This window comes from Microbispora sp. NPDC046933 (genome assembly GCF_040644635.1).
GTDB lineage: Bacteria > Actinomycetota > Actinomycetes > Streptosporangiales > Streptosporangiaceae > Microbispora.
Genome location: NZ_JBEYWW010000038.1, coordinates 39,331 through 65,412, shown reverse-complemented (window position 1 = coordinate 65,412; position 26,082 = coordinate 39,331). Strand labels below are relative to the sequence as shown.

Sequence of the window (26,082 nt, the reverse complement as noted above, 5' to 3'; positions counted from 1 at the left end):
TCAGTCCATCTCCAGTCCGCCGTCGACGTTGAGCGCCTGGCCGGTGACGAACGAGGCGAGGTCGCTGGCCAGGAACAGCACCGCCGCCGCGATCTCCTCGGGCCGGCCGGGCCGCCGCAGCGGCGACCGGTCGCTCACCTCCTGGAGGTACCGGGCGCCGGCGTCGGGGCCGAAGTGCTCGTCGCGGTCGGCCATGATCTCGTCCCACATGCGGGTGAGGATGACCCCCGGGCAGACGGCGTTGACGCGCACCGGGGCGAGCGCGAGCGCCGCCGACTTCGTCAGCGACAGCAGGGCCGTCTTGGTGGCCGAGTAGTGCGCGGCGTTCGGCCGTCCCGACCGGGCGGCGACCGAGGCCAGGGTGACGATCGACCCGCTCCCCTGCTCCACCATGCGCCGCCCTGCCGCCTGGGTGAGCCAGAACGCGCCGTTCAGGTTGACGTCGATGATTTTGCGCCACTCGTCCGCCTCGACCTCGAGCAGCGGGGTCGTCCGCATGATGCCGGCGCAGTTCACCAGGACGTCGATGCGGTCGAGACCGTCCACCAGCGCCCTGGCCTGGCCGGGGTCGGCGATGTCGGCCGCGCGGGCCTCCGCCCCGACGGAGGCCGCGGCCTCGGCCAGCCGCGGCCCCTCCAGGTCGGACAGCACCACGCTCGCGCCGGCGTCGGCGAGCGCCCGGGCGCACGCGACGCCGAGCCCTCCCGCGCCCCCGGTCACGAGCGCCGTGCGCCCGCTCAGGTCGATAGTGACTGCCATCCCCGATGGTCTCCCTTGGTTGGTGTCCCGGTCGCTCGCGTCCCGGTGGCCGTACGGCGGGAACGGGCCGGGCGTCGTACGCCACCTGCCCGCCGCACTCGTCAAACGATTGACCAGACCATAGCAGCGGCTCACAAACCGGACAAGAGGTTGGTCAATCGTTTTTCTTGTGTGATTAACGCGAGTGTCACGAACGAAAAAGCCCCCCTCGCACCCACGGGATGGGCGGGCGCGACGGGGGCGGGTAGTGGCCGGCCGGCTATGCGATCGAGCCGGTCCAGAGCCGGGCGGCTTCGGAGTAGACCCCGTACACCTCACCGTCGAAGTACGGGGAGACGCTGGTGTCGTAGCGGTTGTCGCCGTCGGTGTCGGAGACGCTGATCGTGATGCCGTTCAGGTAACCGGTGCGGGTGTCGCCGCTGTAGCGGTACAGCCACGAGGAGCCGAGGGAGCCTTCACCGGTGAACGGGGAGTCGACGCCGACGGGCTGCTTGGCGAGGAGGTCGAGGAGCGTCATGGCGAACGTCGATCCGGTGGACTGTTCGAGGGTCTGGCCGGTGTAGGGCCGGGTTCCGTCGGGGTTGGGGCCGGCCGGGTAGCCGAAGACGTCGACCGAGGAGGCCGTCTGCTGGTTGTAGGCGAGTCCCTGCCCGCCGACGTTGTCGCCCAGCCGCCCGCTGTCGGTCAGCCCGCCGGAGGACGACGGGACGACGCCGTTGTACACGTTCACGAAGGCGACGTCGCGGCCGTAGTCCCGGTACACCTCGAAGTCGTAGTGGGTGAAGGCGTACTTTCCGACGTACAGGCCCGAGGGGATCGTGCCCTTGGAGTAGCCGGGCACGAAGACCCACTTGCCGAGCGTGCCGCTGGTGCGCTCGGTGTCGAACACGCAGTGACCGGCCGTGGCGACGACGTTGCGGTAGGACGACTGCACGGCGGTGGCCGTGCACCAGTGCGGCTGGCCGTCGGAGCCGACGAAGAACACCTTGCCCGAGGTCGTGGGCGTTTTCACCTTCTTCGAGAGCACGTCCTGGGACGCCCCGACCAGGCCCGGCTTGCCGTCCGGGACGGCGGCGGTGGACACGCGTTCCCCGTGGACCACGGTCTGCACGGCGTACGGCGTGGCGTTCTGCAGGTTCGCGCCCGCGTCGGCGAGCCAGAACGCCGCGACCTGCTGAGCGGTCGGCACGTCGGAGGCCAGAGGGGCCATCACCGCGCTCGCGGCCTGAGCCGGGGCGGAGACGACGGCGGAGCCCAGTAGACCCACGCCGACGCCCAACGCCGCCAGTGCACGCCTCATAGTCGATCTCCCGTTCGGTCATGGGGACCGTCCAGGGCCCCCGTCAGAGTGGAGCAGCGGCCGGCCGATCGGCGCAGCCGACAAGACGGAAGATCATAACGACTTCATCGAATCCTGTGAAGAAAATTTCATACCTTGCCGTAGAATGTCGGCGATTTTCAGTCAGGCATTCCAGCCGAGTTCGGCGTGGAAGGCGTCGAGCGCCCGTGCGAAGTCCTCCCTGGCCGGCCGCGCCCCGGCGTACGGCCCGGCCGTGATGGGCTCGTCGTGGAAGCGGGCGGGCAGCTCGTCGGGCCCGCCGCCCTCGCGCAGCGCGTACGCGCGCATCAGGTCGAGCCGCGCGGCGCCCGCCGCGAGCAGGTCGTCCAGCGTGCACCCGGCCCCGGAGACGGCCGTGACCAGCGCCGTCAGGTGGTCGAGTGTCAGCGGCCTGGTCGGCGACGACGCGAACAGGCAGATGTTCCACGCGTCGAGGGCGCTCCACAGGCGCAGCAGGCGCGCCGTGCGCCGCCCGCGTTCGGCGTCGAGCAGGCCGACCGGCGCGGCCTCGGCGCCGATCCGCGCCGCCTCCGGCAGGCAGTAGGCGAGCGCCCCACCGGGTTCGAAGTCCAGGTCGTGCTCCAGCGCGTCGTAGCGCGGCCCGCCCGGCGCGGCGGCGTAGCCCAGCCCGAGGCCCGGCTGCACCCGCGGGTCGAAGCACGGCACCTCGGCGCCCTTCACCGTCATCGCGTACGGCACGGCACCCGGCCCGAGCTTGTCCGCGGCGCGGGCCGAGCCCTCGGCGAGCAGGTCGCCGAGCGCGCCGCTCCTGGTCGCGACGTCGCGGGCGAGCGCCGTCACCGCCGCCGCGTCGCCGAAGGAGGGCCCTTCCGCGAGCAGGCCGCGGGCCGCGCACTCCATCGCGAAGGCGACCGTGCCGCCGAAGGAGACCTGGTCGAGGCCGAGGTCGTTGCACAGGGCGTTCAGCGCGAGCACGGCGCCGGTGTCGTCGATGCCGAGGTTCCAGCCCAGCGACGCGAACGCCTCCTGACCGAGCCCTCCGGTCCTGCGCTCCGGCGCGTCGAGCGGCGCGTACGCCTTGAGGCAGTCGGTCGGGCAGCCGGGACAGCTCCCGCGCGTGGCCACCGCACGCCCGTCGTAGTCGCCCGGGGACGGGACGCGCAGCCCGCTGTCGCCGGTGTGGGAGAAGTTCCGCACGCTCAGATAGCCCGGCGCGGGCGGCTCCCCCGTCCAGGCGCCGAACCCCGGATCGGCGTGCTGCCAGGCCGCCAGCGCGTTGCCGGGGATGGCATCGCGGTAGAAGGCCGCGATCTCCGCCAGGGCGCGCGGGTCGGCCACGGCGGCCGGAGCGTCCCCCACGCAGACGATCGCCTTGAGGTTCTTGGCGCCGAGCACCGCGCCGAGGCCGTACCGGGCGGCGGGGTAGGCGTAGTCGGTCACCACGCTCGCGTAGCGGACCAGGCTCTCCCCCGCCGGCCCGATCGCCGCGACGTGCGCGCCCTCGCCGTGCCGCGCGCGCAGCGCGTCCATGGTGGCGGCGGTGCCGAGACCGCGCAGTTCCTCGGCCGGATGGCAGGAGATCCGGCCGTCCTCGACCAGCAGGTACGACAACCCCGGGGCCCGGCCGGTGATCGCCAGCGCCTTGGCACCCGCTCCCCGGATCCCGGCCGCGAACGGCCCCAGCGCGTGGGCCTCCCCCGCCACCCCGGTCAGCGGCGACTTGGCCAGGAACACCGCCTTCGCGAGCCCCGGCGCGGCCACCCCGCCGAGGATCCCGGCCGCGACGTACAGCAGGGCCCGAGGATCGTACGGGTCGAGCCCGGCGGGGGTGCGCTCGGTCAGCAGCCGCAGGCCGAGGATCGACCCGCCGAAGTGGCCGGTCTCGGCGGACCGGTCCTCCCGCTCGACGGACCCGTCCGTGAGATCGACGACGAAGGGCACGAGTGACACTCCTCACAACGGGGCGATTGTGGCGGATAACCTACTCGCCCTCGTCAAGGTCACCCCCATCGACGCCCGCCTGCCCCAGGTGTGCGGCCCCGCACGCAGCCGCCACTGACGCAACAGCGCCTGCACCTGCTTGAAGCGGGCCAAGTCGTGTGCGGCTTCCAAAGCCTCGTCGTACTCCGCCCGGAACCAGGCGCGGTGGGACGGCGGAAGCGCCTCGAAGATCGCGGCCGGGTCCTCACCCGGATCATGGCGCCCAACGGGCTCCACAGGCTGAGCGGTCATGGTGACCAGGACTGCGTCTATCTCCCCGAAGAGATCATCCATGCTGTCGAACGAACGGGTCCGGCCCTCTCGGATGTCGGCTCGGCCTCGGCCTCGGCTGACTGCCACCCAGGCGTCCAGCACCAGGCCTCATCCGTCGGCACGATCGCGGAGACACGGCGCCCCTGATCGGTGAGATAGGCGATCGTAACCGATCTCCTACGCTACGTGGTCCCCGGCAATCAGGCCCATGCCATCGGGGACGGCGGCGGGATCGTCGCCCACGTGGATGGACCTGTTGTCGCGGTCGACGAAGACGACGCGAGGCTTCAGGGCCTTGACCTCCTCCTCGGCGACCAGCGCGTACGCGATGATGATCACCAGGTCCCCGACCGAGATGAGGCGGGCGGCGGCGCCGTTGATGCCGATCACCCCGGAGCCCGCCGGACCCTCGATGACGTACGTGGACAGGCGGTTGCCGTTGTCGATGTCGACGATGTCGACCTTCTCACCCTCGACGAGGTCGGCCTCGGCCATCAGGTCCGCGTCGATCGTCACCGAGCCGACGTAGTGCAGATCGGCCTGCGTGACGGTCGCGCGGTGGATCTTCGACTTCATCAGCGTGCGGAACATGATCTCCCACCGGGGTGCGGACGGCCCTCCTCACGAGCGTCCTCGATGGTATGTCACGGCCCGAAGTGCCCAATCGTCAGCATCCGACGACGGCGCGCATCCGCCCGGCGCGGCGCTGCGGTAGCCGGAGGTGAGGAAGCCGGCTTACCGGCCGGCCGGCCGCCGGGGGGTCCCGGCCGACGGGCCGTGTTCGGGCTCGGTGAAGTGCTGCTGCCCCAGCACCGCGAGCAGTCGCAGTTTCTCGTACCCCTCCGTGCGCGGAGGAGCGGTGAGCACGAGCAGCGCCTGTGACTGGTCCTCGGTGAACAACACCTGGCAGTCCAGTTCGATCGCGCCGAGTTCGGGATGGATGAGTGTCTTGTGGTCCTCGAAGCGCTTGGCCACCTCGTGCCGCTCCCACAGTTCGGCGAACTCCGCGCTCGCCTTCCGCAGTGCGCGCACGAGATCGCCCGCCCGCGACTGCGGGCCCATCGAGCCGTGGGCGGCTCGCAGGTTCGCGACCAGGGCGCGGCTCTGCCGGTCACGGTCGTCCTCGGGATAGCGCAGCCGTTCCGACGGCTCCGTGAACCACCGGTAGATCTCGCTGCGGGCCAGGCCCGAGTAGCCCGACCTGTCGCCGAACAGCGCCTCGGCCATCCGGTTCTGCACGAGCGTCTCGCCCAGGGCGGACAGGATGAGCGCAGGAGTGTCGTTGAGGCGGTCCAGCACCCGCAGCAGCGCGGGGGCGACGTGCGTCGCGGCCGGCATCGATGCCGGGGCGTTGTGTCCGGCGATCTGGAACAGGTAGTCACGCTCGTCGATCGTCAGCCGCAGCGCACGGGCCAGCGAGGCGAGCATCTGCGCGCTGGGCTGCGGGCCGCGCTGCTGCTCCAGGCGGGTGTAATAGTCGGTCGACATCACGGCGAGGGCCGCCACCTCCTCACGCCGCAGCCCTCGGGCCCGGCGGCGCGCGCCCGCGGAGAGCCCGACGTCCTCGGGCTGCAGTGCCTCGCGGTGGCGGCGTAGGAAGTCCGCCAGTGTCGCACGATCCATATATCCGATTATGTCCGTTCATCAGCCGGCACTTCGGGGGCGAGCCGGGGATCGCCGATCCCCCGATAACCGGTCTCTGCACCGGTGACGGCCGACCGGCCAGTCTCGACGCATGAACATCTCCGGAAACACCGTCTTCATCCCGGGTGGCACCAGCGGCATCGGTCTCGCCCTCGCCCTCGCGCTGCGGGACAGGGGGAACACCGTCATCGTCGGCGGCCGGCGCGCCGAACTGCTCGAGCGGATCGCCGGGGAGCACCCCGGCATCGACACGGTGCGGATCGACACGACGGACGCCGCGAGCATCGAGACCGCCGCGAAACAGGTGCTGGCCAGGCACCCGCGCCTCAACGTCCTGGTGACGATGGCCGGCATCATGCGCGTCGAGGACTGGCATCGGCCCGAGTCTTTCCTGGCCTCCGCCGAGTCCGTCGTGACGACCAACGTGCTCGGCCCGATCCGGCTCATCGCCGCGTTCGTCGAACACCTGCAGGCGCAGCCGGACGCCACGATCGTCACGGTCTCCTCGGGCCTGGCGTTCACGCCGCTCAAGGCCACCCCCAGCTACAACGCCTCGAAGGCCGCGATCCACATGCTGAGTGAGTCGATCCGGCTGCAACTCGCCGACACCAGCGTGAGGGTCATGGAACTCGAGCCGCCATCCGTCCGCACCTCGCTGCTGCCCGGCCAGGAGGACAACGAGCTGGCGATGCCGCTGGAGGAGTTCGTGGCGGAGGTGATGGCGCTCCTGGAGGCCCGGCCCGACGCGAAGGAGATCCAGGTCGAGCGCGTCAAGTTCCTGCGCTACGGCGAGGCTCGCGGCGACTACGACCAGGTCGTCGCGACGCTCAACAGCTCCGACCCGCACGGGAAATAGATCCCGCCGGGGTGCTCCTTCCGTGGAGAGGTGGTGGCGAGGTCGGCGAGTCCGGGCCCGCCTACAGGTTCAGCGGGGGCCGCATGGGCGAGCCGGCCCCCGTGCTCGTCAGGGGTGCCGAGGAGATCAGTCACCGCCTCGGCGGCCGGCCGTCTCCCCCGCCACACTGCCGGCCGCACTGCCCGCCGCACGCCGCAGCCGTACGACGACGCTCTTGGACGTGGGCGTGTTCGACGTCTCCGCCACCGAGTCCAGGGGCACCAGCACGTTGGTCTCCGGGAAGTACGCCGCGCAGCAGCCCCGCGCCGTCGGATAGGCGACCGCCCGGAACGCCTCGGCCACGCGTTCGCCGTCCGGCCACTCGCTGATGAGGTCGAGCATGTCGCCGTCGGCGAGACCGCGCTCGGCCAGGTCGTCGGGATGCACGAACACCACCCTGCGGCCGTTCGCGATGCCGCGGTAGCGGTCGTTCAGCCCGTAAATGGTGGTGTTGTACTGGTCGTGGCTGCGCACGGTCTGCAGCAGGAGGCGGCCCGGGGGCACGCGCAGCACCTCCAGCGGGTTGACCGTGAAGTTCGCCTTCCCCGTGGCCGTGGGGAAGCGGCGCTCGTCGCGCGGCGCGTTCGGCAGCAGGAAGCCGCCCGGCCTGCGCGCTCTCGCGTTGAAGTCGTCGAACCCGGGCACCACCCGCTCGATGCGCTCCCTGATCGCGTCGTACCCGGCCTCGAACTCGGCCCACGGCACGTGCGGGTCGTCGCCGAGCAGTTCGCGGGCCAGCCGGCACACGATCGCCACCTCGGACAGCAGCGCGTCCGAGGCCGGGCGCAGCCGCCCGCGCGAGGCGTGCACCGCGCCCATCGAGTCCTCGACCGTGACGAACTGCTCGCCGCCGGCCCGGACGTCCCGCTCGGTGCGGCCGAGCGTGGGCAGGATGAGCGCCTGCTCGCCGCAGACGGCGTGCGACCGGTTCAGCTTGGTCGACACCTGCACGGTGAGCCGGCAGCGGCGCAGGGCCGCCTCCGTCGCGGCGGTGTCCGGCGTCGCCGAGACGAAGTTGCCGCCCATGGCGAAGAACACCCTGGCGTCCCCGTCGCGCATGGCGCGGATGGCCTCCACGGTGTCGTGGCCGTGCTCGCGCGGCGGCGGGAAGCCGAACTCCCTCTCCAACGCATCGAGGAACTCCGGTTTGGGCTTCTCGTAGATGCCCATCGTCCGGTCGCCCTGCACGTTGGAGTGCCCGCGTACGGGACACACGCCCGCGCCGGGGCGCCCCACGTTGCCCCGCAACAGCAGGAAGTTGACGACCTCCCTGATCGTCGGGACCGACTTGCGGTGCTGGGTGAGGCCCATCGCCCAGCAGACCACCACCGAGCGGGCGGCCAGCACGTCACGGGCCGTCTCCTCGATCTCGGCGCGGGTCAGCCCGGTCGCCTCGAGCACCTCGGACCAGTCGAGCCCGCGTACGTGCTTCTCCCAGGCGTCGAACCCGTGCGTGTGCGCCTCGACGAACTCGCGGTCCACCACCGTGCCGGGCGCGGCGTCCTCGGCCTCCAGCAGGAGCAGCGACAGCGCCTGGAACAGCGCCAGGTCACCGCCGAGGCGGATCTGCAGGAACCGGTCGGACAGCGCCGTCCCGGTTCCCGCGAGGCCGGAGGGCCGTTGCGGGTTGCGGAAGCGCAGCAGCCCCGCCTCCGGAAGCGGGTTGACCGCCACGATCCGCGCCCCGTTGCGCTTCGCGCGCTCCAGCGCGGTGAGCATGCGCGGGTGGTTGGTGCCCGGGTTCTGGCCGACCACGAAGACCAGGTCGGCCCGGTGCAGGTCCTCAAGCAGCACCGTCCCCTTGCCGATGCCGAGCGTCTCGGTCAGCGCCGAGCCGCTCGACTCGTGGCACATGTTGGAGCAGTCGGGCAGGTTGTTCGTGCCGAAGCGGCGGACGAGAAGCTGGTAGACGAAGGCGGCCTCGTTGGAGGTGCGGCCGGAGGTGTAGAAGACGGCCCTGCCGGGGTCGTCGAGCGAGCGCAGTTCGCGCGCGACGACGCCGAAGGCGTCCTCCCACGAGATCGGCTCGTAGTGGTCCGAGCCCGCCGGCTTGTACATCGGCTCGGTGAGCCGGCCCTGCTGGCCCAGCCAGTAGTCGCTGCGCCGGGCCAGCTCGTCCACCGAGTGCTCGGCGAAGAACGCGCGGGTGACCCTGCGGACCGTCGCCTCCTCGGCCACCGCCTTCGCGCCGTTCTCGCAGAATTCGGCCGGACTGCGGTGGCCGTCACCCTCGGGCCAGGCGCATCCCGGGCAGTCGAAGCCGGACTTCTGGTTGACCCGCAGCAGGGTCAGCACCGTCCGCCCCGCACCCATCTGCCGGTACGCCGTGCCGAGCGCGTGGCCGACCGCCGGGACCCCGCCCGCCCAGGTCTTGGGCGAGCCGATCTCCAGGCGTTCGTCACCGACGTCCTCCCGAGGCGCCTTACGCGTCACCTCGCATCTCCTCCAACCTCATGAACCGGGCAACCTCACTGCCGAGCTTGCCCCACGCACCCAATCACGGAAAGGCCGATGTGGTGCACTCCGGTCGGGTGACGACCGGGGCGAGCAGGTCGTCCGGCCCTCGTAAGAGGACCGCGGGCGCGCGGTGCGCTCACGGCCAGGTCCCGCCGGGCCACGTCCCGCGCGCCGCGGGCAGCGGCGGAAACCCGCAGCTCATCGGCGTGGCGGGCACGTCGTGTGAACCCTCGCGCCGTACAGCCGGAATGATTGGCTGCGCACGGTGCCGACGACCCCGTCGAGGGAGACGGGTCTGGCGCGCCGGCACCGGTCACCGTTGTCAGAGAGGAGACGACGTGCGGCGCCAGGACGAGGCCGAAGATCTGGTCCAGTTGCTCACGCCCGAAGGCGAGCGTGTCGCGCACCCCGAGTACGACCTGGACCTGTCGAAGAGCCAGTATCGGGGGCTGTACCGCGACATGGCGCTGGTGCGCCGGATCGACCGGGAGGCCTTCGCCCTCCAGCGCCTCGGCGAGCTGGGGATGTGGATCCCCTGCCTGGGGCAGGAGGCCGCCCAGATCGGCTCGGGGCGGGCGCTGGCTCCGGACGACCACGTGTTCCCCTCCTACCGGGAGCACGGCGTCGCCTGGTGCCGGGGCATCGCCCCCCTCACGCTCATGGGCATGCTCCGTGGAACGACGAACGGCGGCTGGGACCCGCGGGAGACCCGCTTCCACCTCTACACGATCGTCCTCGGCGCGCAGACGCTGCACGCCGTGGGGTACGCCATGGGGGTCCGCAGGGACGGCGACGACTCGGCCGTCGTGGCCTACTTCGGCGACGGCGCGGCGAGCGAGGGGGACGTCAGCGAGGCGTTCAACTTCGCGGCCGTCTTCGACGCGCCGGTGGTGTTCTTCTGCCAGAACAACCAGTGGGCCATCTCCCACCCCGTCGGGCGGCAGAGCCGGGCGCCGATCTACCAGCGCGCGCGGGGCTTCGGCTTCCCGGGCGTACGGGTGGACGGCAACGACGTGCTGGCCTGCCTCGCCGTGACGAGAGCCGCGCTGCGGCACGTCCGCTCCGGGGGCGGGCCGTTCCTCATCGAGGCGCACACCTATCGGATGGGCCCCCACACCACCTCAGACGACCCGGGGCGTTACCGGCCGGCCGAGGAGGTGGACGCGTGGCGGGAGAAGGACCCGATCGCGCGCATGCGGTCGTACCTGCTGCGGGAGGGCATGGCCGACGAGGCGTTCTTCGCCGAGGTCGACGAGGAGGGCGACCGCATGGCCCTCGAACTGCGCAACGGGGTCATCGCCATGCCGGACCCTCCGGTGGACGCCATGTTCGACCACGTCTACGCCGACCGGCACGCGCTGGTGGAGGAGGAGCGCGCCTGGTACGCCGCCTATCTGGACCGCTTCGAGGAGCCCGGCGCCTGACCCACCGATGCCTCCGGGCCCGGCCATCCGCATGTGAACCGCCAGCTCACTGAGCACGGTTTCCCGGCGGCGCCGAGTGAGTGACTGACTTCACGCCGACGCCCTACATTCTCGACACCAGCGTCCTGGCCGACGTCGCCGGTGGAGACGCGGATTTGATCGGGCTCCGCCCAGGATTTCGACCGAGCAGGTCAATCACTCGTCATTCCCGCGCCGACCCGGACGAGTGACCGTGGCCGTCCAACGGTGGACCGGGTGCGGCATGCCGATCCGTACGGGGACGCCGGGAGACGCGTGCACGAGCGGGTTGTGGTCGGGCGGGTCGTGGCCGGGCGGGGGAAGGCCGGCCGCTTCGAGCAGTCCCTGCTCCAGGCCGGCGAGCCGGGCGCGGTGCAGGGGCCAGCGCGGGTGTTCCACCTCCGCCGTCGCCAGCCGGCCCGCGACGACCGTGAACAGCCGGTAGCGCTCGACCAGGAAGTCCGCGAGGCCGTCCCGCTCGGCCTCGGTCAGCCGAGCGCCGAGGTCGACGTCCGCATTGCAGCGCGCCCCGGAGGGCCCCGGCCACCGGCGCAGGCAGCGGTAGCGGCGCCGCGCCCCCGCGCCGGTCACGGACATGTCCGACCAGTAGTACGGCAGCCGATACGTGGCCCGGGCGCCGAGCACGGCGGGCAGTCTCCCGGCGTCCAGCGACAGGAACCACAGGCCGCCCCTCCCCCGGGCGTCCCTGGCGTACGTGCGCACGTTGGTCTCGGGGAAGCGCGACAGCCACGGCAGCGGCGGCAGGCCGGGCGCCCGCACGTCCCGCATCAGGAACGGCGTGAGCCCGACGTACGCGGACCCCTCGTAGGTGTCCACGGTTAGCCCGTCCGGCAGGAACGCCTGCACGAGTTCCGGCGGATATCTCCAGTGGATGAAGGTGATGTCGGACCAGCGGTGATACATCACGGGACGTTCGACCCGTCCCGCCGGCGTAGGGACCATGTCCCGGCCTCTACCCAGGGCGCTGCAGGTCGGTCGTGATGATCTTGTCGAGGTTGCGTTCGGCGAGTGCGGTGATCGTGACGAACGGGTTGACGCCCGTGCTGCCGGGGATCAGCGAGCCGTCCACGACGTACAGGCCGGGGTAGCCGGGCAGGCGGCCGTACGCGTCGGTGGCCTGGCCGAGCACGCAGCCGCCGAGCGGGTGGTACGTCAGGTCGTCGCCCCACACCTTGCCGACGCCGAACAGGTCCGACCGGTAGACCGTCCCCTCCTTCCTGTTGACGGCGTCGAAAACGGTCCTGGCCGCCTCGACGGACGGGCGGTTCTGGGCGGTCTGCCAGGTCAGGCCGACGGCGCCGGTCGTCTGGTCGAACGCGAAGCGGCCCCGGTTCGGGTTCCTGGTGATCGCGAGATACAGGCTGATCCACAGCTCGACCCCGGCCGGGAACGGCGCGATCTCCGCGAACACCGGCGCGCTCGACGCCCAGTTGTCGATGCCGACGACCGGCATGCCCGACTGCAGGGCGCCGGTGGGGTTCCACATGTGGCCGGCCCTGGCGACCATCACGTTGCCGTTGTTGCCCCAGCCCCGGCCGACGGCGTCGGGCAGGTCGGGCAGCCTGCCCATGGCCTTCATCGCGACGAGGAGCTTGCTCGTGCCGACGCTCCCCGCCGCGAAGAACACCCGGTCCGCGACCACCGCCTTGGTGGCGACCGTCGCGCCGGAGGTGTCGGTCTGCGTCATCTCCACCCGGTATCCACGGCCGGGGGCCGGGGCGACACCGGTGACCGTGTGCAGGGGACTGATGGTGAGCCTGCCGGTCGCCGCCGCCGCGGCCAGATAGGTCTTGTCGAGGGACCGCTTCCCGTGGTTGTTGCCGTAGATGACCTCGCTCGCGAGGGCGGAGCGCGGCACCCGGTTCGCCTGCTCCTGCTCCATGTAGCCGAAGTCGTAGACGTTCGGCACGAACGTGGTGGCGAAGCCGGCGCGTCGCGCGGCGTCGCGGCCGGCCCGCGCGAACCGGTAGCACTCGGCGGACTCGAACCAGGCGGGATCGATCTCGTTCACGCCGAGACCGGCGGTGGCACGCGGGAAGTAGGTGCGGTACATCTCGTCGGCGTCGACGCCGGGCAGGATCTCCTCGAAGTAGGCGCGCCTGGGCACGACGGCCATGCCGCCGTTGACGAGCGACCCACCGCCGACGCCGCGCCCCTGGTACACCCGGACGCCGGGGAAGTCCTCCGCGTCGAGCACACCGGTGTACCTGTCGATGCCCCGGTCGACCGGCAGCCCCAGGAGATGGCCCACGGGCTGGGCCGTCCTCGTCCGCAGCCAGTAGGCGCGCCCGTCCGGATTCAGCATGTCGCAGAAGATCCGGCCGTCCGGGCCGGGGGTGGTCCAGGCCCGGCCCATCTCCACGATGTGGGTGTCCACCCCGGCGCGGGTGAGCCGGAGCGCGGCCACCGCTCCGCCGTACCCGCTGCCGATGACGAGCGCGGGCACGTGGTCGCCGTCGGCGAGCGCGCGGTGCGGCGCCGCCGCGGCGGCCGTCCAGCGGCCCCGCGCAGCGAGCGCGCCGATAGTGAAACCTGTTGCAGCGAGGAACCCCCGACGGCTGAGACCGGGCCGTATCCCTGACCGAAAAGAGCTTTTCGCGGTGGCTTCACCCATGCCGCGCACCTCACCGGGACGGAAAACAAGAACCTGTTACAACCAGATGTACGCCGCGGGAGCCCTTCTGCCAAGGCCGCGAGCGCCCCTTCCGTGTCGGTGCGCGACGCTACGATCATGCGCATGTCGGACGACTTAGCGGGGAACGCCCGATCCTTCCAGGTCGACCTGCGCGGACTGGTCGACCTCCTGTCCCACCACCTCTACTCCAGCCCGCGGGTCTACCTGCGCGAGCTGCTGCAGAACGCGGTGGACGCGGTCACCGCGCGGCTGGCGGTGGACCCGGCGGCCCCGACGGACATACGCATCACCGTCGAGGAGAACGGGCTGCGCATCGACGACCCGGGAATCGGCCTGACCGAGGCCGACGTGCACCGTTTCCTCGCCACCATCGGCCGCTCGTCGAAGCGTGACGACCTCGAGGGGGCCCGGCAGGAGTTCCTCGGCCAGTTCGGCATCGGTCTGCTGGCCTGCTTCACCGTGGCCGAGCGCATCCAGGTGCTCACCCGGTCGGCCCGCGAACCGGACGCTCCCGGCGTGGAGTGGTCGGCGGCCTCCGACGGGACGTACTCGGTGCGGACGCTCTCGCCGGACGAGCACGCCGCCCTCGTCCACAGCCCCGGGACGACGGTGCGCCTGCTGGCCCGGCCGGGGGCACAACGGTGGTTCGCCCCCGACCTCGTGGCCGACCTGGCCCGCGACTTCGGCGCGCTGCTGCCGTACGAGGTGACCGTGGCGGGGGGCGGGCGGACGGTCCGGACCACGGACAGCCCTCCGGTGTGGGACCGTCCGTACCGGTCGGCGGCCGAGCGCCGGGCGGCGCTTCTCGCGTACGGCGAGCGGGTGCTCGGCATCACGGCGCTCGACGTGGTCGAGCTCGACGTGGAGCTGGCCGGGGTGCGCGGGGCCGCCTACATCCTGCCGAACGCGGCCAACCCGGCCGCCGGGGGCCGCCACCGGGTCTACCTGAAGGGCATGCTGCTCGGCGACGCGGTCACCGGCCTGCTGCCCGACTGGGCCTTCTTCGCGCGCTGCGTGATCGACACCGACACGCTGCGCCCCACCGCCTCCCGGGAGGGGCTGTACGAGGACGAGACGCTGGCCGCGGTCCGCGAGGCCCTGGGCGTCCGGCTGCGCGACTGGCTGACCGGCCTGGCCGCGCAGGAGCCGGGCCGCCTGGCCGCGTTCCTGTCCGTGCACGCCCTCGGCGTCAAGTCGCTCGCCAGGCACGACTCCGAGCTCCTCCAGATCATGCTGCCGCACCTGCGGTTCGAGACCACCGACGGCGCGGTGACGCTCGCCGAGTTCGCCAGAAAGCACCCCGTCGTGCGGGTCACGTCCTCGGTGGAGGAGTTCCGGCAGGTCGCCGGCATCGCGGCGGCCCAGGGCCTCGGGGTGGTCAACGGCGGCTACACCTACGACGGCGAGCTGGTCGCCGCGCTTCCCGGCGTCCTGCCGGGGGTGACGGTCGAGGAGCTGGACGCGGACGCGGTCACCGCGGCCCTCGACCCGGTCGACCCCCGCGAGGAGCTGGCGCTGGCCGCCTTCCTCACCGCCGCCCGCGCGGCGCTCGACCCGCTGGAGTGCGACGTGATCCTGCGCGCCTTCTACCCGGCGTCGGTGTCCGCCCTCCACCTCGACTCGCGGGCCGCCCGCAGCGAGCGCACCCGCGCGGAGACCGCGGCCGAGTCCGACGAGCTGTGGGCCGAGATCCTCGGCGCGCTCAAGTCGTCCGCGCCGCGCGCGCAGCTCGTGCTCAACCACCGCAGCCCGGTGGTGCGCAGGCTGGCGACGATCCGCGACCGCACGCTGCTCGTCACCGCCGTCGAGGCGTTGTACGGCCAGGCGTTGCTGATGACACACCGGCCGCTGCGGCCGGTGGACACCTCGCTGCTGAACCGGGCCTTCGACCAGTTGCTCGGCTGGGCCGCGGCGAGCGTGACCGAAGCGCCGGAAGGAGAAGGACCGCAGTGAGCAGCACCGCCGCGATCCGCGCGGGCCTGGAGGAGTGCGCGGCCCTGCCCGAGGGCCGGCAGAAGGCCGAACGCCTGGAGGTGCTCGCCGCGCAGGCCCGCACGGCCGGCGACCGCTCGCTGGAGGGCGAGGTCCTGCTCGCCCTCGTCGAGGCGTACCTGTACGCCGCCGAGGGCGACCGCATGCCGGTCGCCGCGGGGCGGCTCCTGCGGCTGCTCGACGACTTCCCGGCCGAACTGGGCTGGCTGACCCACTCCATCCACTGGCAGCTCAAGTGGATGACGCACAGCCTGGTCGACAACCCCGCCGTGCCGCTGGAGACGACCCGCCGCTGGCTCGACGAGCTCCAGAGCCGTTACCGGGAGCGCGGCTACAGCGCACGCCCGGTTCTCGCGCTGCGCGGGCTGCTGGCGCAGGAGACCGGCGACCTCGCGACGGCCGCCGCCGCGATGGAGGCGTCCGTCGCGGCGCCGAAGGACGTGATGGCCGACTGCGACGCCTGCGAGCACAACGGGTGGGGCGCGTGGCGGGAGGCCGCCGGCGACGACGAGGGCGCGCTGGAGTTCTGGGCGCCGCTGCTCGACGGCGAGCTGAGCTGCGCCGAGGAGCCCCACCGGGTGCTCGGGCAGGCCCTGCTGCCCCTGCTGCGGACGGGCCGCGTCGACGACGCCCGCAGCGCCCACCTGAAGGGGTATCACCTGGCCCGGCGCACGCTCTCCCTCCGGGCGACGGTGGGGCGGCACATCGAGTTCTGCGCGCTGACCGGCAACGAGGCGCGCGGCCTGGAGATCCTCACCGAGCACGTCGCCTGGCTCACCCCGCAGGGCGAGGAGGTCTCGCGGCGGCTCGGCTTCGTCTGCGGCGCCGCCGTGCTGCTGCGCCGCCTGACCGCGCTCGGGTACGACGACCTGACGGTGGGCGACCGTACGGCGGGGGTCGTGCTCGGCGACCTGGAGCGGGAGATCGGCGACATCTGCGCCCGTTACGACGCCCGCAACGGCACCCGCGTCGTGAGCGAGCGGGTGACGGCGCGGCTGAGCCGGGAGCCGCTGCTCGACCGGCTGCCGCTGGGCTCCCCCGTGCGGCTGCCGCGGCCGGCGGCGGGGGCCGCCGTCACGGTCCCGCCCCGCCCGGCGCAGGCGTCGCCCCCACCGGCATCGCTTGACGACCTCGTGGCCGAGGCACGGCGGCTGTCCGCACTGCGCCACCCGCACGCGGACGAGGCGTGGGAACGGGTCGGCGCCGCCGAGACCGAGCTGCCCGAGCCGGTCGCCGCGCAGGTCGAGCTCAGGAGGGCGGGGACGGCGATGGAGCGGGACCCCGGCGCCGCGCACGCGCGGCTCCTGGCGGTCGCGGAACGGTTCGAGCGGCTCGGCGACCGGGCCCACGCGCTGGAGGCGCGCGCCGCGGCGGCCGTCGCCCTGGTTCACGCGGGTGACAGGGCCGGTGGCGAGGGCCTCGCGGAGACCGTCACCGCCGAGGCCGCCGCCGCGTACGCCCAGGGAACGCTCGACGCCGAGGAGTATCTGGCGGCCCGCAGGGCCGGGGCGTACATCGCGATGAGCACGCTCGCCGGGCCGGACGGGCCGGCCGAGAGCGACGTCCTGGCGGCGCGCGCCCGGGTGGAGGCGGAGCTGTCCGCGGCGGAGGAGCTGGGCGGGACCGGCCGGGCCGGCACCTACCACGACATGCTGGCCCGGATCTTCCTCCTGCTCGGCGACATCGAGGCCGCCCGCACGCATCTGACGTCCGCGCTGGACCGTTACCGCGACGCGGGGATGCCCTGGCACGCGGCGCGGCCCGCCGGCGTGCTCGGTCAGATCGCCCTCGACCAGGGAGATCCGAACAGCGCCGAGGGCTTCGCGTCGCTCGCCCTGGAGTACGGCGGAGACCTGCTGCCCGCCGACGAGGCGGCGGGGCTGAGCTCCCTGCTCGTCGACGCGCTCACCCGGCAGCCCGGGCGCGAACTCGACGTGGTGGGGGCGGCGCTCGCCGCGGCCGCCCGCTGGGACGGCCTTTCCGAGCCGGACACCCTGCACAACACCTTCGCCGCCGCCCGCGCCTACCACCTCCTTGATCGGCACGGCGAGGCCGCCGCGCTGTTCGAGGAGGTCATGCCGCGCGTCGAGGTCCCGTACGAGGGCGAGGCCGTCGCGCGGACGCGGGCGCAGTACGGCCGGTCGCTGGCCGAGCTCGGCCGGCACCGCGAGGCCGCCGAGCAGTTCGTCATGGCCGCGCGGCTCGTGCAGGACGACCCCGGCGCCCGGGAACTGCACGCGGAGCTGGCCTGGTCGGCCGCCGAGTCGCTGCAGTTCGCCGGGCGGGCGGACGAGGCGTTGCCCGCCTTCCAGCGCGCCGCCCGGCTGTGGGCCGATCTCGGCATGGTCGTCCCGCGCGTACGCTGCCTGCGCGCCGCCGCGTGGCTGATGGACTGGACGGGCGAGAACAGGGACGAGGCGGAGAACAGAGACAAGGCGGAGGACAGGGACAAGGCGGAGGGCGGGGACACGGCGGAGGAGCCTCCGGGCGTGACCGCGATGCGAGCCGTGCTCGCCGAGCTGGAGTCCCTGGCGGGCTCCGAGCCGCCGGAGGAGGTCGCCGCCGAGCTCGCCGAGACGCGCCGGCAACTCGACGCGATGCTCGACGCCGACGACGACTCGTTCGACGACGACTTGTTCGACGACGACGGGGGCGCCGACGACGAGGGCGAGGACGAGGCGTAGACCCAGCTGACGGGCCACGACGGGCGACGCGGGGCCTGAGCGGTCGCATGCCCCGCGATCGCGGGACTTTCGTCACAACCCGGCAAAAGTTCCGTCGTTTTGCCAGAACTATCTTCACAAGTCGCCAAAAGGCGCTTACCTTCGGGACGATCACCGCTACCGCGGCTGGTCTGTGAAGCGAACACCGCGCCCACGATCGTGCACGGGCCGTACCGCACCGAGGGAAAGGAAGCTCCGCCATGCCCCCCAGGCGGCCGACCGACCGCGCCAGAAAACGCATCGCGCAGACCTGCGCCTTACTCCTGGCCTTCACGGGCCTGACCGTGCTCACCCCGGCCGCACCCGCTCAGGCGCATGCGGCACCCATCGACGCCGCCGACTACCAGCGCGTGGAGCTGGCCAGGGGCGTCGCCGAGATGGGCGAGCCGATGACGATGACCGTGCTGCCCGACCTGTCGGTGCTGCACACCGCTCGCGAGGGCGTCCTGCGGCGCACCGACGCCCGCGGCGACACCACCGTGGTGGGCACGCTGAACGTCTACACCCACGACGAGGAGGGGCTCCAGGGAGTCGCCGCCGACCCGGGCTTCGCAAGCAACCGGTTCATCTACCTGTACTACGCTCCCCGGCTCAACACCCCCGACGGCGACGCCCCGGCCACCGCGTCCGACTTCTCGGCGTGGAAGGGCGTGAACCGGCTGTCCAGGTTCACCGTCAAGCCCGACTGGACGCTGGACAAGGACAGCGAGGTCAAGATCCTCGACGTGCCGGCCGACCGTGGTATCTGCTGCCATGTGGGCGGCGACATGGACTTCGACGCCGCCGGCAACCTTTACCTCTCGACCGGCGACGACAGCAACCCCTTCGACTCGTCGGGCTACTCCCCGATCGACGAGCGGCCCGACCGCAACCCGGCGTACGACGCCCAGCGCAGCTCGGGCAACACCAACGACCTGCGCGGCAAGATCCTCCGTATCAAGGTCAAGCCGGACGGAACCTACGACGTCCCCGAGGGCAACCTGTTCCCGCCGGGCACTCCGAACACCCGGCCCGAGATCTACGCGATGGGCTTCCGCAACCCCTTCCGGCTGAGTGTCGACAAGGCCACCGGCGTCGTCTACGTGGGCGACTACGGCCCCGACGCCGGCACCACCGATCCCAACCGGGGGCCGAGCGGCCAGGTCGAGTTCAACCGGGTCGCCCGGCCCGGCAACTACGGCTGGCCGTACTGCACGGGCACCAACACGCCGGTCGAGACCTACAACACGTTCACCTTCCCCTCCGGTCCCTCCGGGGCGAAGTACGACTGCGCCGGCGGCCCGGTCAACGCCTCCCCTCGCAACACCGGGCAGCGCACACTGCCGCCCGCCCAGCCCGCGTGGATCAGGTACGGCGGCGACGCCGGCTCCCCGCCCGAGTTCGGCGGCGGCTCCGAGTCCCCCATGGGCGGACCGGTCTACCACTACGACGCCGCCCTCAACTCCGCGGTCAAGTTCCCGCAGGACCTGGACGGCCACCTCTTCGTCGGTGAGTTCGGCCGCAGGTGGATCAAGGCGATCGACGTGCAGGCCGACGGGACGCGCGGCGACATCGCCGACTTCCCGTGGACCGGCACGCAGGTGATGGACCTGGCGTTCGGCCCGGACGGCGCGCTGTACGTGCTCGACTACGGCACCGGCTACTTCAACGGCGACGCCAACTCGGCGCTGTACCGCTTCGAGTACATCAAGGGCCGCGACCGTTCCCCGATCGCCGTGGCCAAGGCCGACAAGACCTCGGGCAAGACGCCTCTCACGGTCACGTTCTCCTCGGCCGGCTCCGCCGACCCCGAGGGCGCCGCGCTCAGCTACGCCTGGGACTTCGGCGACGGCACCACCTCCACCGAGGCGAACCCGGTCAAGACGTACGACAAGGACGGCACGTACACCGCGACGCTCACGGTGCGCGACCCCGCGGGCAACAGCGGCAGCGCCAGCGTGGTCGTCACGGCGGGCAACACCGCGCCGACCGTGACCATCGAGACGCCCACGGCGGGCAGCCTGTTCCAGTGGGGCGACTCGGTCCCCTTCACGATCAAGGTCACCGACCCTGAGGACGGCGACGTCGACTGCGCGAAGGTCAAGATGACCTACGTGCTGGGCCACGACAGCCACGGCCACCAGATCAGCTCGAAGAACGGCTGCTCGGGCGAGCTGACCATCCCGGTCGACGGCGAGCACGACGACGCGGCGAACATCTTCGCGGTGTTCGACGCCGAGTACACCGACAAGGGCGGGCTGACCACCCACACGCAGCACATCCTCCAGCCGCGGCACCGCCAGGCCGAGCACTACGCGGCCTCCTCCGGCGTCAACCCGATCAGCAAGTCGCAGGCGCACGGCGGCAAGACCGTGGGCGACATCAACAACGGCGACTGGATCTCCTTCAAGCCCTACGAGCTGAGCAAGGCCAAGGGGATCGCCGCCCGTGTCTCCTCCGGCGGGAAGGGCGGCACCATCGAGGTGCGCGCGGGTTCGCCGACCGGCACCCTGCTGGGCAAGGTGAGCGTGCCCGTCACCGGAGGCTGGGAGACGTTCGTCGACGTCTCCGCGCCGCTGACCAACGCCCCGGCCGGCACGACCGAGCTCTACCTGCTGTTCAAGGGCAACGACGGCGCGCTGTTCGACGTGGACGACTTCACGCTGACGGCCGAGCCGCCCACGGGCGGGAGCCCGGGACCGATCGTCAACGCCGGCGGCCTGTGCCTCGACGTCGCGAACGCCAACCCGGCCAACGGCACCAACGTGCAGCTCTACCAGTGCAACGGCACCGGGGCGCAGGTGTGGACGGTCAGCGGCTCCACGCTCCGCTCGCTCGGCAAGTGCCTCGACGTCTCCAACGGCGGCACCGCCGACGGCACGCGGGTGCAGATCTGGGACTGTGTCGCCGGCGTCGGCGCGCAGGTCTGGACCATCGGGACGGACGGCACCATCAAGAACCCGCAGTCCGGCAAGTGCCTCGACGGCTCGAACACCGGCCAAATGGTGATCAAGACCTGTGACGGCAGCAACGCGCAGAAGTGGACGACCCCGACGGCCCCGGGCAACGGCGGCGAGGGCGAGGTCCTGGTCTTCTCGCGTACGGCCGGCTTCCGGCACGACTCGATCCCGGCCGGCATCCAGGCCATCAAGGACCTGGGCTTCAAGGTCACCGCGACCGAGGACCCGGCGGTCTTCACCACCCAGAACCTGGCGAAGTACAAGGCCGTGGTGTTCCTCAGCACCACGGGCGACGTGCTGAACGACGCCCAGCAGGCGGCCTTCGAGTCGTACGTCAAGGCGGGCGGCGGCTACGTGGGCATCCACGCGGCGGCCGACACCGAGTATGACTGGCCGTTCTACGGCGGCCTGGTCGGGGCGTGGTTCGCCTCGCACCCCGCCGTCCAGCAGGCGACCGTGAAGGTGGAGGACCGGGCCCACCCGGCGACCGCCCACCTCGGCTCGCAGTGGACCCGCACCGACGAGTGGTACGACTACCGCACGAACGCCCGCACCACCGCCCACGTGCTGGCCACGCTGGACGAGAAGTCGTACTCCGGCGGCAAGATGGGCGAGGACCACCCGATCGCGTGGTGCAAGGAGTACCAGGGCGGCCGGTCGTTCTACACGGGCGGCGGGCACACGGCGGCCTCCTTCTCCGAGCCGGAGTTCCGGCAGCACCTGCTCGGCGGCATCAGGTACGCCATGGGCGACCTGAAGGCCGACTGCCGCCCCGAGACCGGCTACACGACGCTCTACAACGGCAGCACGACCGGCTGGCAGCAGGCCGGGCCCGGTAGCTTCACGAACGCCGACGGCACCCTGACCTCGCAGGGCGGTTTGGGGCTGTTCTGGTACAAGGCGAAGGAGTTCCACTCCTACTCGCTCAAGCTCGACTGGAAGATGCGCGGCGACGACAACTCGGGCGTCTTCGTCGGCTTCCCCGCCTCGGACGACCCGTGGTCGGCGGTCGACAACGGCTACGAGATCCAGATCGACGCCACGGACGTTCCCGAGAAGACCACGGGGTCGGTCTACGGCTTCCAGTCGGCGGACCTCAAGGCCCGTGACGCCGCGCTCAACCCGCCGGGACAGTGGAACACCTACGAGATCCGCGTGGAAGGCGAGCGCCTGCAGATCTTCCTGAACGGCGTGAAGATCAACGACTTCACCAACACCGACCCGAAGCGGTCCCTCCAGCAGGGCTACGTGGGCATCCAGAACCACGGCGACGGCGACCAGGTGGCGTTCCGGAACATCCGCATCAAGGAGCTCGGCCCGGCGGAGGGCGACGTCACCGTCCAGGCCGAGAGCTGGACCGAGGCGAACGGCGTCAACACCTATCCGCACGCCCCCGCGCACGGCGGCGTCGTGCTCGGCTACGTCAACCCGGGCGACTGGGCGGCGTACGACGGCGTCGACCTCACCGGCGTCACCCGGTTCACGGCCCGGGTGGCCTCGCCCAACCCGAGCGGCGGCTTCGAGATCCGGACCGGTTCCCCGACCGGCCCCGTGCTCGGCAGGGTGACCGTCCCGAACACCGGCGGCTGGGAGTCGTACGCGGACGTGTCCACGGAGCTCACGAACGTCCCCTCCGGGACCGTGAAGCTCTACCTGGTGTTCACCGGAGCCGACTTCGACGTGGACGACTTCACGCTCGTCCGCACGGCGAAGGACACGAAGGCGCCGGTGACGACCGCGACCACCGACCCGGCGGCGCCGGCGAGCGGCTGGTTCACCGGTCCGATCTCGGTCACGCTGAAGGCCGCCGACGAGGGCTCCGGGGTCGACACGACCGAGTACAAGGTGGACGACGGCGAGTGGGCCGCCTACACCGCCCCGTTCACGGTCGGCAAGGACGGCAGCCACACGGTGTCGTTCCGCTCCAAGGACAAGGCGGGCAACCAGGAGGACGCCAAGACCCTGACGGTCAAGGTGGACGCGACGGCGCCGGTCACCGCCGCGACGTTCGCTCCGGCGAACGACGACGGCTGGCACAACGGCGCGGTCCCGGTGACCCTCGCCGCGACGGACGCCACCTCCGGCGTGGCGAAGACCGAGTACTCGATGGACGGCGGCGCCTGGACGGCGTACACCAAGACGGTCGACATCACGGGTGAGGGGCAGCACGAGCTGCGCTACCGCTCGGCGGACAAGGCGGGCAACGTCGAGGAGATCAAGGCCGTGACGGTCAGGATCGACACGAAGGCCCCGACCGTCGCGGTCTCCGGTGTCGCGAACGGCCAGAAGTACGGCGACGGCCAGAACCTGACCATCGGCTGGACGGCCGTCGACAACGGCTCCGGGATCAAGACGGTCACCGGCACGCTGGACGGCCAGCCGTTCCAGTCCGGCACCGTCAAGGCGCTGTACGAGCTGGCCCTGGGCGAGCACACGCTCACCGTCACCGCCGTCAACAAGGCCGGCAACCGGACCGTTCAGACGGTGAAGTTCTCCGTCATCACCTCGACGGACGACATCGCCGCCCTGATCGACCGCTTCGAGGCCGCCGGGAAGCTCACCGGCAAGAACGCCGACAAGCTGCACAAGTCGCTTGACGGCGTGCGCAAGGCCGAGGAGAAGGACGACAAGGGCAAGGACAGGGACGACAAGATCGTCAAGGAGCTCGAGAAGTTCAAGAAGACCGTCAACGACAAGAAGGTCGTCACCGACGACCAGGTCAGGGCCACGCTGCTGCGTGACGCCGACGCGCTGATCGTTCAGTACGGCGGCACGCCGAAGAACTGACCACGGGTGGGGCCGCGGCGCTGACGGCGAGTCGGGCCGAGGCCCCCCGAGGCCCCCCGGGGCGGCCGGGGCGGCCGGGCGACCGGAAGGAGACCCGCCGCCCCGCCGAACCGAACAGGGCACCCCGCCGAAACAGACAGGGCGCCCCGCCGAAACAAACAGGGTGCCCCGCGACGCCGGTCGCGGGGCACCCGTTTGCTCTTCAGGCCGGCCTCCGTCAGATCTCCGCGAAGCCGGGATACTCCCGGCTGAGTAGCCGTACCACGAAGGGAGCAGGCCCGAGGCGTCTGTGGCCGGAGGACGCGGCGCGGACGCGGCGCGTCCTAGCGTTGCCTGGTCAGCCACATGCCTCCACAGGGAACGGACGAAAGGGCCCGCATGGCCGCACCGCACGCACTGTCCTCACGCGCCCCCGCCGGCCGGTCCGCCCGCCCACCCGTCCGTCACGCCGGGTGGATCGCCGACGTCGCCTTCGCCGTTCTCACCGTGGTCCTCTTCGTCGCCGTCGCCCTCGCCACAGGCGTGCGCAACCCCTGGGACGGCCAGATTCCCCTCGCGCTGTTCCTCGGCGCGCTCCTGCTCGTCCGGCGTCGATGGCCGATGACCGTGCTGCTGCTGTCGGTCGCCGCCGTCTTCGCCTACCACGTGGGGCATTTCTCGCCCGCCGGGTGGATCTGGCCCGTGGCGGCGGCGTACTTCACCGCCGCCGGCACCTCCCGCGTGCGCTGGGTGGTCGTCATCGGCGTCGCCCAGCTCGCCTACTCCGCCGTCGACGCCCGGTGGATAATCGGCAGGAACCTCACCCGCTACTTCATTCACACCCTCGGTGAGGGGTTGCTGCTCGCGGCCCTCGTCGTCGCGGGCCTCGCCTACGCCGCGTCGCAGCGCCGGGGCGACCTGCTGCGCGAGGCCGAATACCGCGCCCGCGCCGCGGAGGAACGCCTGAGCGTCGCGCGCGAGGTGCACGACATCGTCGCCCACACGCTGGCCGTCGTGGGCGTCCACCTCAACGTCGCCGCCGACGCCCTGCGGGAGGAGCCGGCCGAGGCCGCCGCCGCGCTGCGCCTGGCCAAGGACGTCAGGAACCGGGCGATGAAGGACCTCAACTCGCTCATCGCCGTCCTGCGGGAGGGTCCGGCCGGCACCGAGCCCCAGCCCGACGTGTCGTCGCTCGGCGCGCTCGTCGCCGACGCCCGCGCCGCCGGGCTCGACGTCACCCTCCACGAACAGGGGGACCTGTCCACGATCCCCGCCCCCGCCTCCGTCGCGGTCCACCGCATCGTGCAGGAGGCCCTCGCCAACACGCTCAGGCACTCGGGGGCGACCATGGCCGAGGTCGCGGTCGGCCGCCACGCGCATTCGGTCACCGTCGAGATCGTCGACAACGGCAAGGGCGACTCCTCCGGCGGCGATGTCACGGAGGGGAACGGCCTCACCGGCATGCGCGAGCGGGTGCGCGCCCTCGGCGGAACGCTCATCGTGGGCCGGGTGCCCCGGGGATTCGCGGTGAAGGCCGAGATCCCTGTGGCAGGCTCGGCGGAATGACGATCAGAGTGCTCCTCGCCGACGACCAGGCGCTCGTACGGGCGGGCTTCCGCAGCCTGCTGGCCCGCTCGCGGGACGTGGCCGTCGTCGGGGAGGCCGCCGACGGCGCCGAGGCCGTACGGCTGGCCGCGAGCACCCGCCCCGACGTCGTCCTCATGGACATCCGCATGCCGGGGACGGACGGCATCACGGCCACCCGGAGCATCGTCGCGGGCCAGGACTGCCGGGTCGTCATCCTCACGACCTTCGACACCGACGAGCACGTCTTCGCCGCGCTTCGCGCCGGAGCCAGCGGCTTCCTGACCAAGGACGTCGAACCGGCCGAGCTGCGCCGCGCGGTGGCCGCCGTGGCCGCCGGGGACGCGCTGCTGTCCCCCGGCGTCACCCGCCGCGTCATCGAGCGGTTCGCCCGGCGGCAGGACCTCGCGTCCGACGCCGGGGAGCGGCTGGCCGCCCTCACCACCCGCGAGCGGGAGGTGATGCGGCTCGTCGCGCTCGGCCTGTCCAACAGCGAGATCGCCGAGCGCCTGGTCATCAGCCCGCTGACCGCCAAGACCCACGTCGCCAGGGCCATCGCCAAGCTGGATGTCCGCGACCGGGTCCAGCTCGTCATCCTGGCCTACGAGAGCGGCCTGGTGCGACCCGGCGGTCGACCACCCGCCGCTTTGTGAGCGGCCTTGTGAGCGGCCG

The 26,082-nt window shown here is 72.0% G+C and carries 16 protein-coding genes; 7 read left to right on the top strand and 9 right to left on the bottom strand.

Going from position 1 to position 26,082, the window contains the following annotated elements:
* The 6 genes from ABZ857_RS36470 to ABZ857_RS36445 all read right to left on the bottom strand — a co-directional run bounded on the left by ABZ857_RS36470 (position 1) and on the right by ABZ857_RS36445 (position 5,935).
* Positions 1-759: an SDR family NAD(P)-dependent oxidoreductase gene (locus ABZ857_RS36470; protein WP_357052816.1), complete on the bottom strand. Its 759-nt coding sequence runs from the start codon at positions 757-759 to the stop codon at positions 1-3.
* A gap of 259 nt (positions 760-1,018) precedes the next feature.
* Complete coding sequence (locus tag ABZ857_RS36465) at positions 1,019-2,059, bottom strand: hypothetical protein (RefSeq protein ID WP_357052813.1); 1,041 nt, start codon at positions 2,057-2,059, stop codon at positions 1,019-1,021.
* 162 nt (positions 2,060-2,221) lie between these two features.
* Positions 2,222-4,000, bottom strand: a complete 1,779-nt coding sequence (locus ABZ857_RS36460; RefSeq protein ID WP_357052811.1) for an aldehyde ferredoxin oxidoreductase C-terminal domain-containing protein — start codon at positions 3,998-4,000, stop codon at positions 2,222-2,224.
* Between the two features lie 12 nt (positions 4,001-4,012).
* Entirely contained in the window at positions 4,013-4,333 is a 321-nt protein-coding gene (locus ABZ857_RS36455; protein ID WP_357052808.1) for a DUF6247 family protein, read from the bottom strand.
* 156 nt (positions 4,334-4,489) lie between these two features.
* Complete coding sequence (gene panD / locus ABZ857_RS36450) at positions 4,490-4,903, bottom strand: aspartate 1-decarboxylase (protein ID WP_357052805.1); 414 nt, start codon at positions 4,901-4,903, stop codon at positions 4,490-4,492.
* Between the two features lie 144 nt (positions 4,904-5,047).
* Positions 5,048-5,935 (bottom strand): helix-turn-helix transcriptional regulator, encoded by an 888-nt coding sequence (locus tag ABZ857_RS36445; RefSeq protein WP_357052802.1) that lies wholly within the window; start codon positions 5,933-5,935, stop codon positions 5,048-5,050.
* A gap of 112 nt (positions 5,936-6,047) precedes the next feature.
* Between ABZ857_RS36445 and ABZ857_RS36440 the strand changes: the two genes are divergently transcribed.
* Positions 6,048-6,812, top strand: coding sequence for an SDR family NAD(P)-dependent oxidoreductase (locus ABZ857_RS36440; protein ID WP_357052799.1), 765 nt, complete (start codon positions 6,048-6,050; stop codon positions 6,810-6,812).
* 126 nt (positions 6,813-6,938) lie between these two features.
* Here ABZ857_RS36440 and ABZ857_RS36435 read toward each other — a convergent pair whose 3' ends face one another.
* The gene (locus ABZ857_RS36435) at positions 6,939-9,284 is read right to left on the bottom strand and encodes an FdhF/YdeP family oxidoreductase (RefSeq protein WP_357052796.1); all 2,346 of its coding nucleotides are present in this window, start codon (positions 9,282-9,284) and stop codon (positions 6,939-6,941) included.
* A gap of 362 nt (positions 9,285-9,646) precedes the next feature.
* Here ABZ857_RS36435 and pdhA point away from each other — a divergent pair, with 362 nt between their 5' ends.
* On the top strand, positions 9,647-10,732 hold the full coding sequence (gene pdhA / locus ABZ857_RS36430) for a pyruvate dehydrogenase (acetyl-transferring) E1 component subunit alpha (protein WP_357052794.1): 1,086 nt from the start codon (positions 9,647-9,649) through the stop codon (positions 10,730-10,732).
* A 195-nt stretch (positions 10,733-10,927) separates the two neighbouring features.
* On the opposite strand, the gene ABZ857_RS36425 is transcribed toward pdhA, so the two are convergent.
* Together ABZ857_RS36425 and ABZ857_RS36420 are read right to left on the bottom strand one after the other, a co-directional pair.
* Positions 10,928-11,713, bottom strand: coding sequence for a DUF2071 domain-containing protein (locus ABZ857_RS36425; RefSeq protein WP_357052791.1), 786 nt, complete (start codon positions 11,711-11,713; stop codon positions 10,928-10,930).
* A gap of 10 nt (positions 11,714-11,723) precedes the next feature.
* A complete protein-coding gene (locus ABZ857_RS36420) occupies positions 11,724-13,217 on the bottom strand; it encodes a GMC oxidoreductase (RefSeq protein ID WP_357052788.1) in 1,494 nt (497 codons plus the stop codon).
* A 291-nt stretch (positions 13,218-13,508) separates the two neighbouring features.
* On the opposite strand from ABZ857_RS36420, the gene ABZ857_RS36415 reads away from it, so the two are divergent.
* From ABZ857_RS36415 to ABZ857_RS36395, 5 genes are all read left to right on the top strand, one after another.
* Entirely contained in the window at positions 13,509-15,359 is a 1,851-nt protein-coding gene (locus tag ABZ857_RS36415) for an HSP90 family protein (RefSeq protein WP_357052785.1), read from the top strand.
* Positions 15,356-18,082, top strand: coding sequence for a hypothetical protein (locus ABZ857_RS36410; RefSeq protein ID WP_357052782.1), 2,727 nt, complete (start codon positions 15,356-15,358; stop codon positions 18,080-18,082). The genes ABZ857_RS36415 and ABZ857_RS36410 overlap by 4 nt, the downstream gene beginning before the upstream one ends.
* A gap of 239 nt (positions 18,083-18,321) precedes the next feature.
* Positions 18,322-23,847, top strand: coding sequence for a ThuA domain-containing protein (locus ABZ857_RS36405; protein WP_357052780.1), 5,526 nt, complete (start codon positions 18,322-18,324; stop codon positions 23,845-23,847).
* Between the two features lie 378 nt (positions 23,848-24,225).
* Positions 24,226-25,392, top strand: coding sequence for a histidine kinase (locus tag ABZ857_RS36400; protein ID WP_357052777.1), 1,167 nt, complete (start codon positions 24,226-24,228; stop codon positions 25,390-25,392).
* Complete coding sequence (locus tag ABZ857_RS36395; protein ID WP_357052774.1) at positions 25,389-26,063, top strand: response regulator transcription factor; 675 nt, start codon at positions 25,389-25,391, stop codon at positions 26,061-26,063. The genes ABZ857_RS36400 and ABZ857_RS36395 overlap by 4 nt, the downstream gene beginning before the upstream one ends.
* The last annotated feature ends 19 nt before the right edge of the window (positions 26,064-26,082 follow it).

Bases quoted from the DNA above. Each gene is read 5' to 3' on its own strand.
- ABZ857_RS36405 (WP_357052780.1), top strand. From the start codon at position 18,322: ATGCCCCCCAGGCGGCCGACCGACCGCGCCAGAAAACGCATCGCGCAG.
- ABZ857_RS36455 (WP_357052808.1), bottom strand. From the start codon at position 4,333: ATGGATGATCTCTTCGGGGAGATAGACGCAGTCCTGGTCACCATGACC.
- ABZ857_RS36440 (WP_357052799.1), top strand. From the start codon at position 6,048: ATGAACATCTCCGGAAACACCGTCTTCATCCCGGGTGGCACCAGCGGC.
- ABZ857_RS36425 (WP_357052791.1), bottom strand. From the start codon at position 11,713: ATGGTCCCTACGCCGGCGGGACGGGTCGAACGTCCCGTGATGTATCAC.
- ABZ857_RS36470 (WP_357052816.1), bottom strand. From the start codon at position 759: ATGGCAGTCACTATCGACCTGAGCGGGCGCACGGCGCTCGTGACCGGG.
- ABZ857_RS36400 (WP_357052777.1), top strand. From the start codon at position 24,226: ATGGCCGCACCGCACGCACTGTCCTCACGCGCCCCCGCCGGCCGGTCC.
- ABZ857_RS36415 (WP_357052785.1), top strand. From the start codon at position 13,509: ATGTCGGACGACTTAGCGGGGAACGCCCGATCCTTCCAGGTCGACCTG.
- ABZ857_RS36395 (WP_357052774.1), top strand. From the start codon at position 25,389: ATGACGATCAGAGTGCTCCTCGCCGACGACCAGGCGCTCGTACGGGCG.
- ABZ857_RS36465 (WP_357052813.1), bottom strand. From the start codon at position 2,059: ATGAGGCGTGCACTGGCGGCGTTGGGCGTCGGCGTGGGTCTACTGGGC.
- ABZ857_RS36445 (WP_357052802.1), bottom strand. From the start codon at position 5,935: ATGGATCGTGCGACACTGGCGGACTTCCTACGCCGCCACCGCGAGGCA.
- panD (WP_357052805.1), bottom strand. From the start codon at position 4,903: ATGTTCCGCACGCTGATGAAGTCGAAGATCCACCGCGCGACCGTCACG.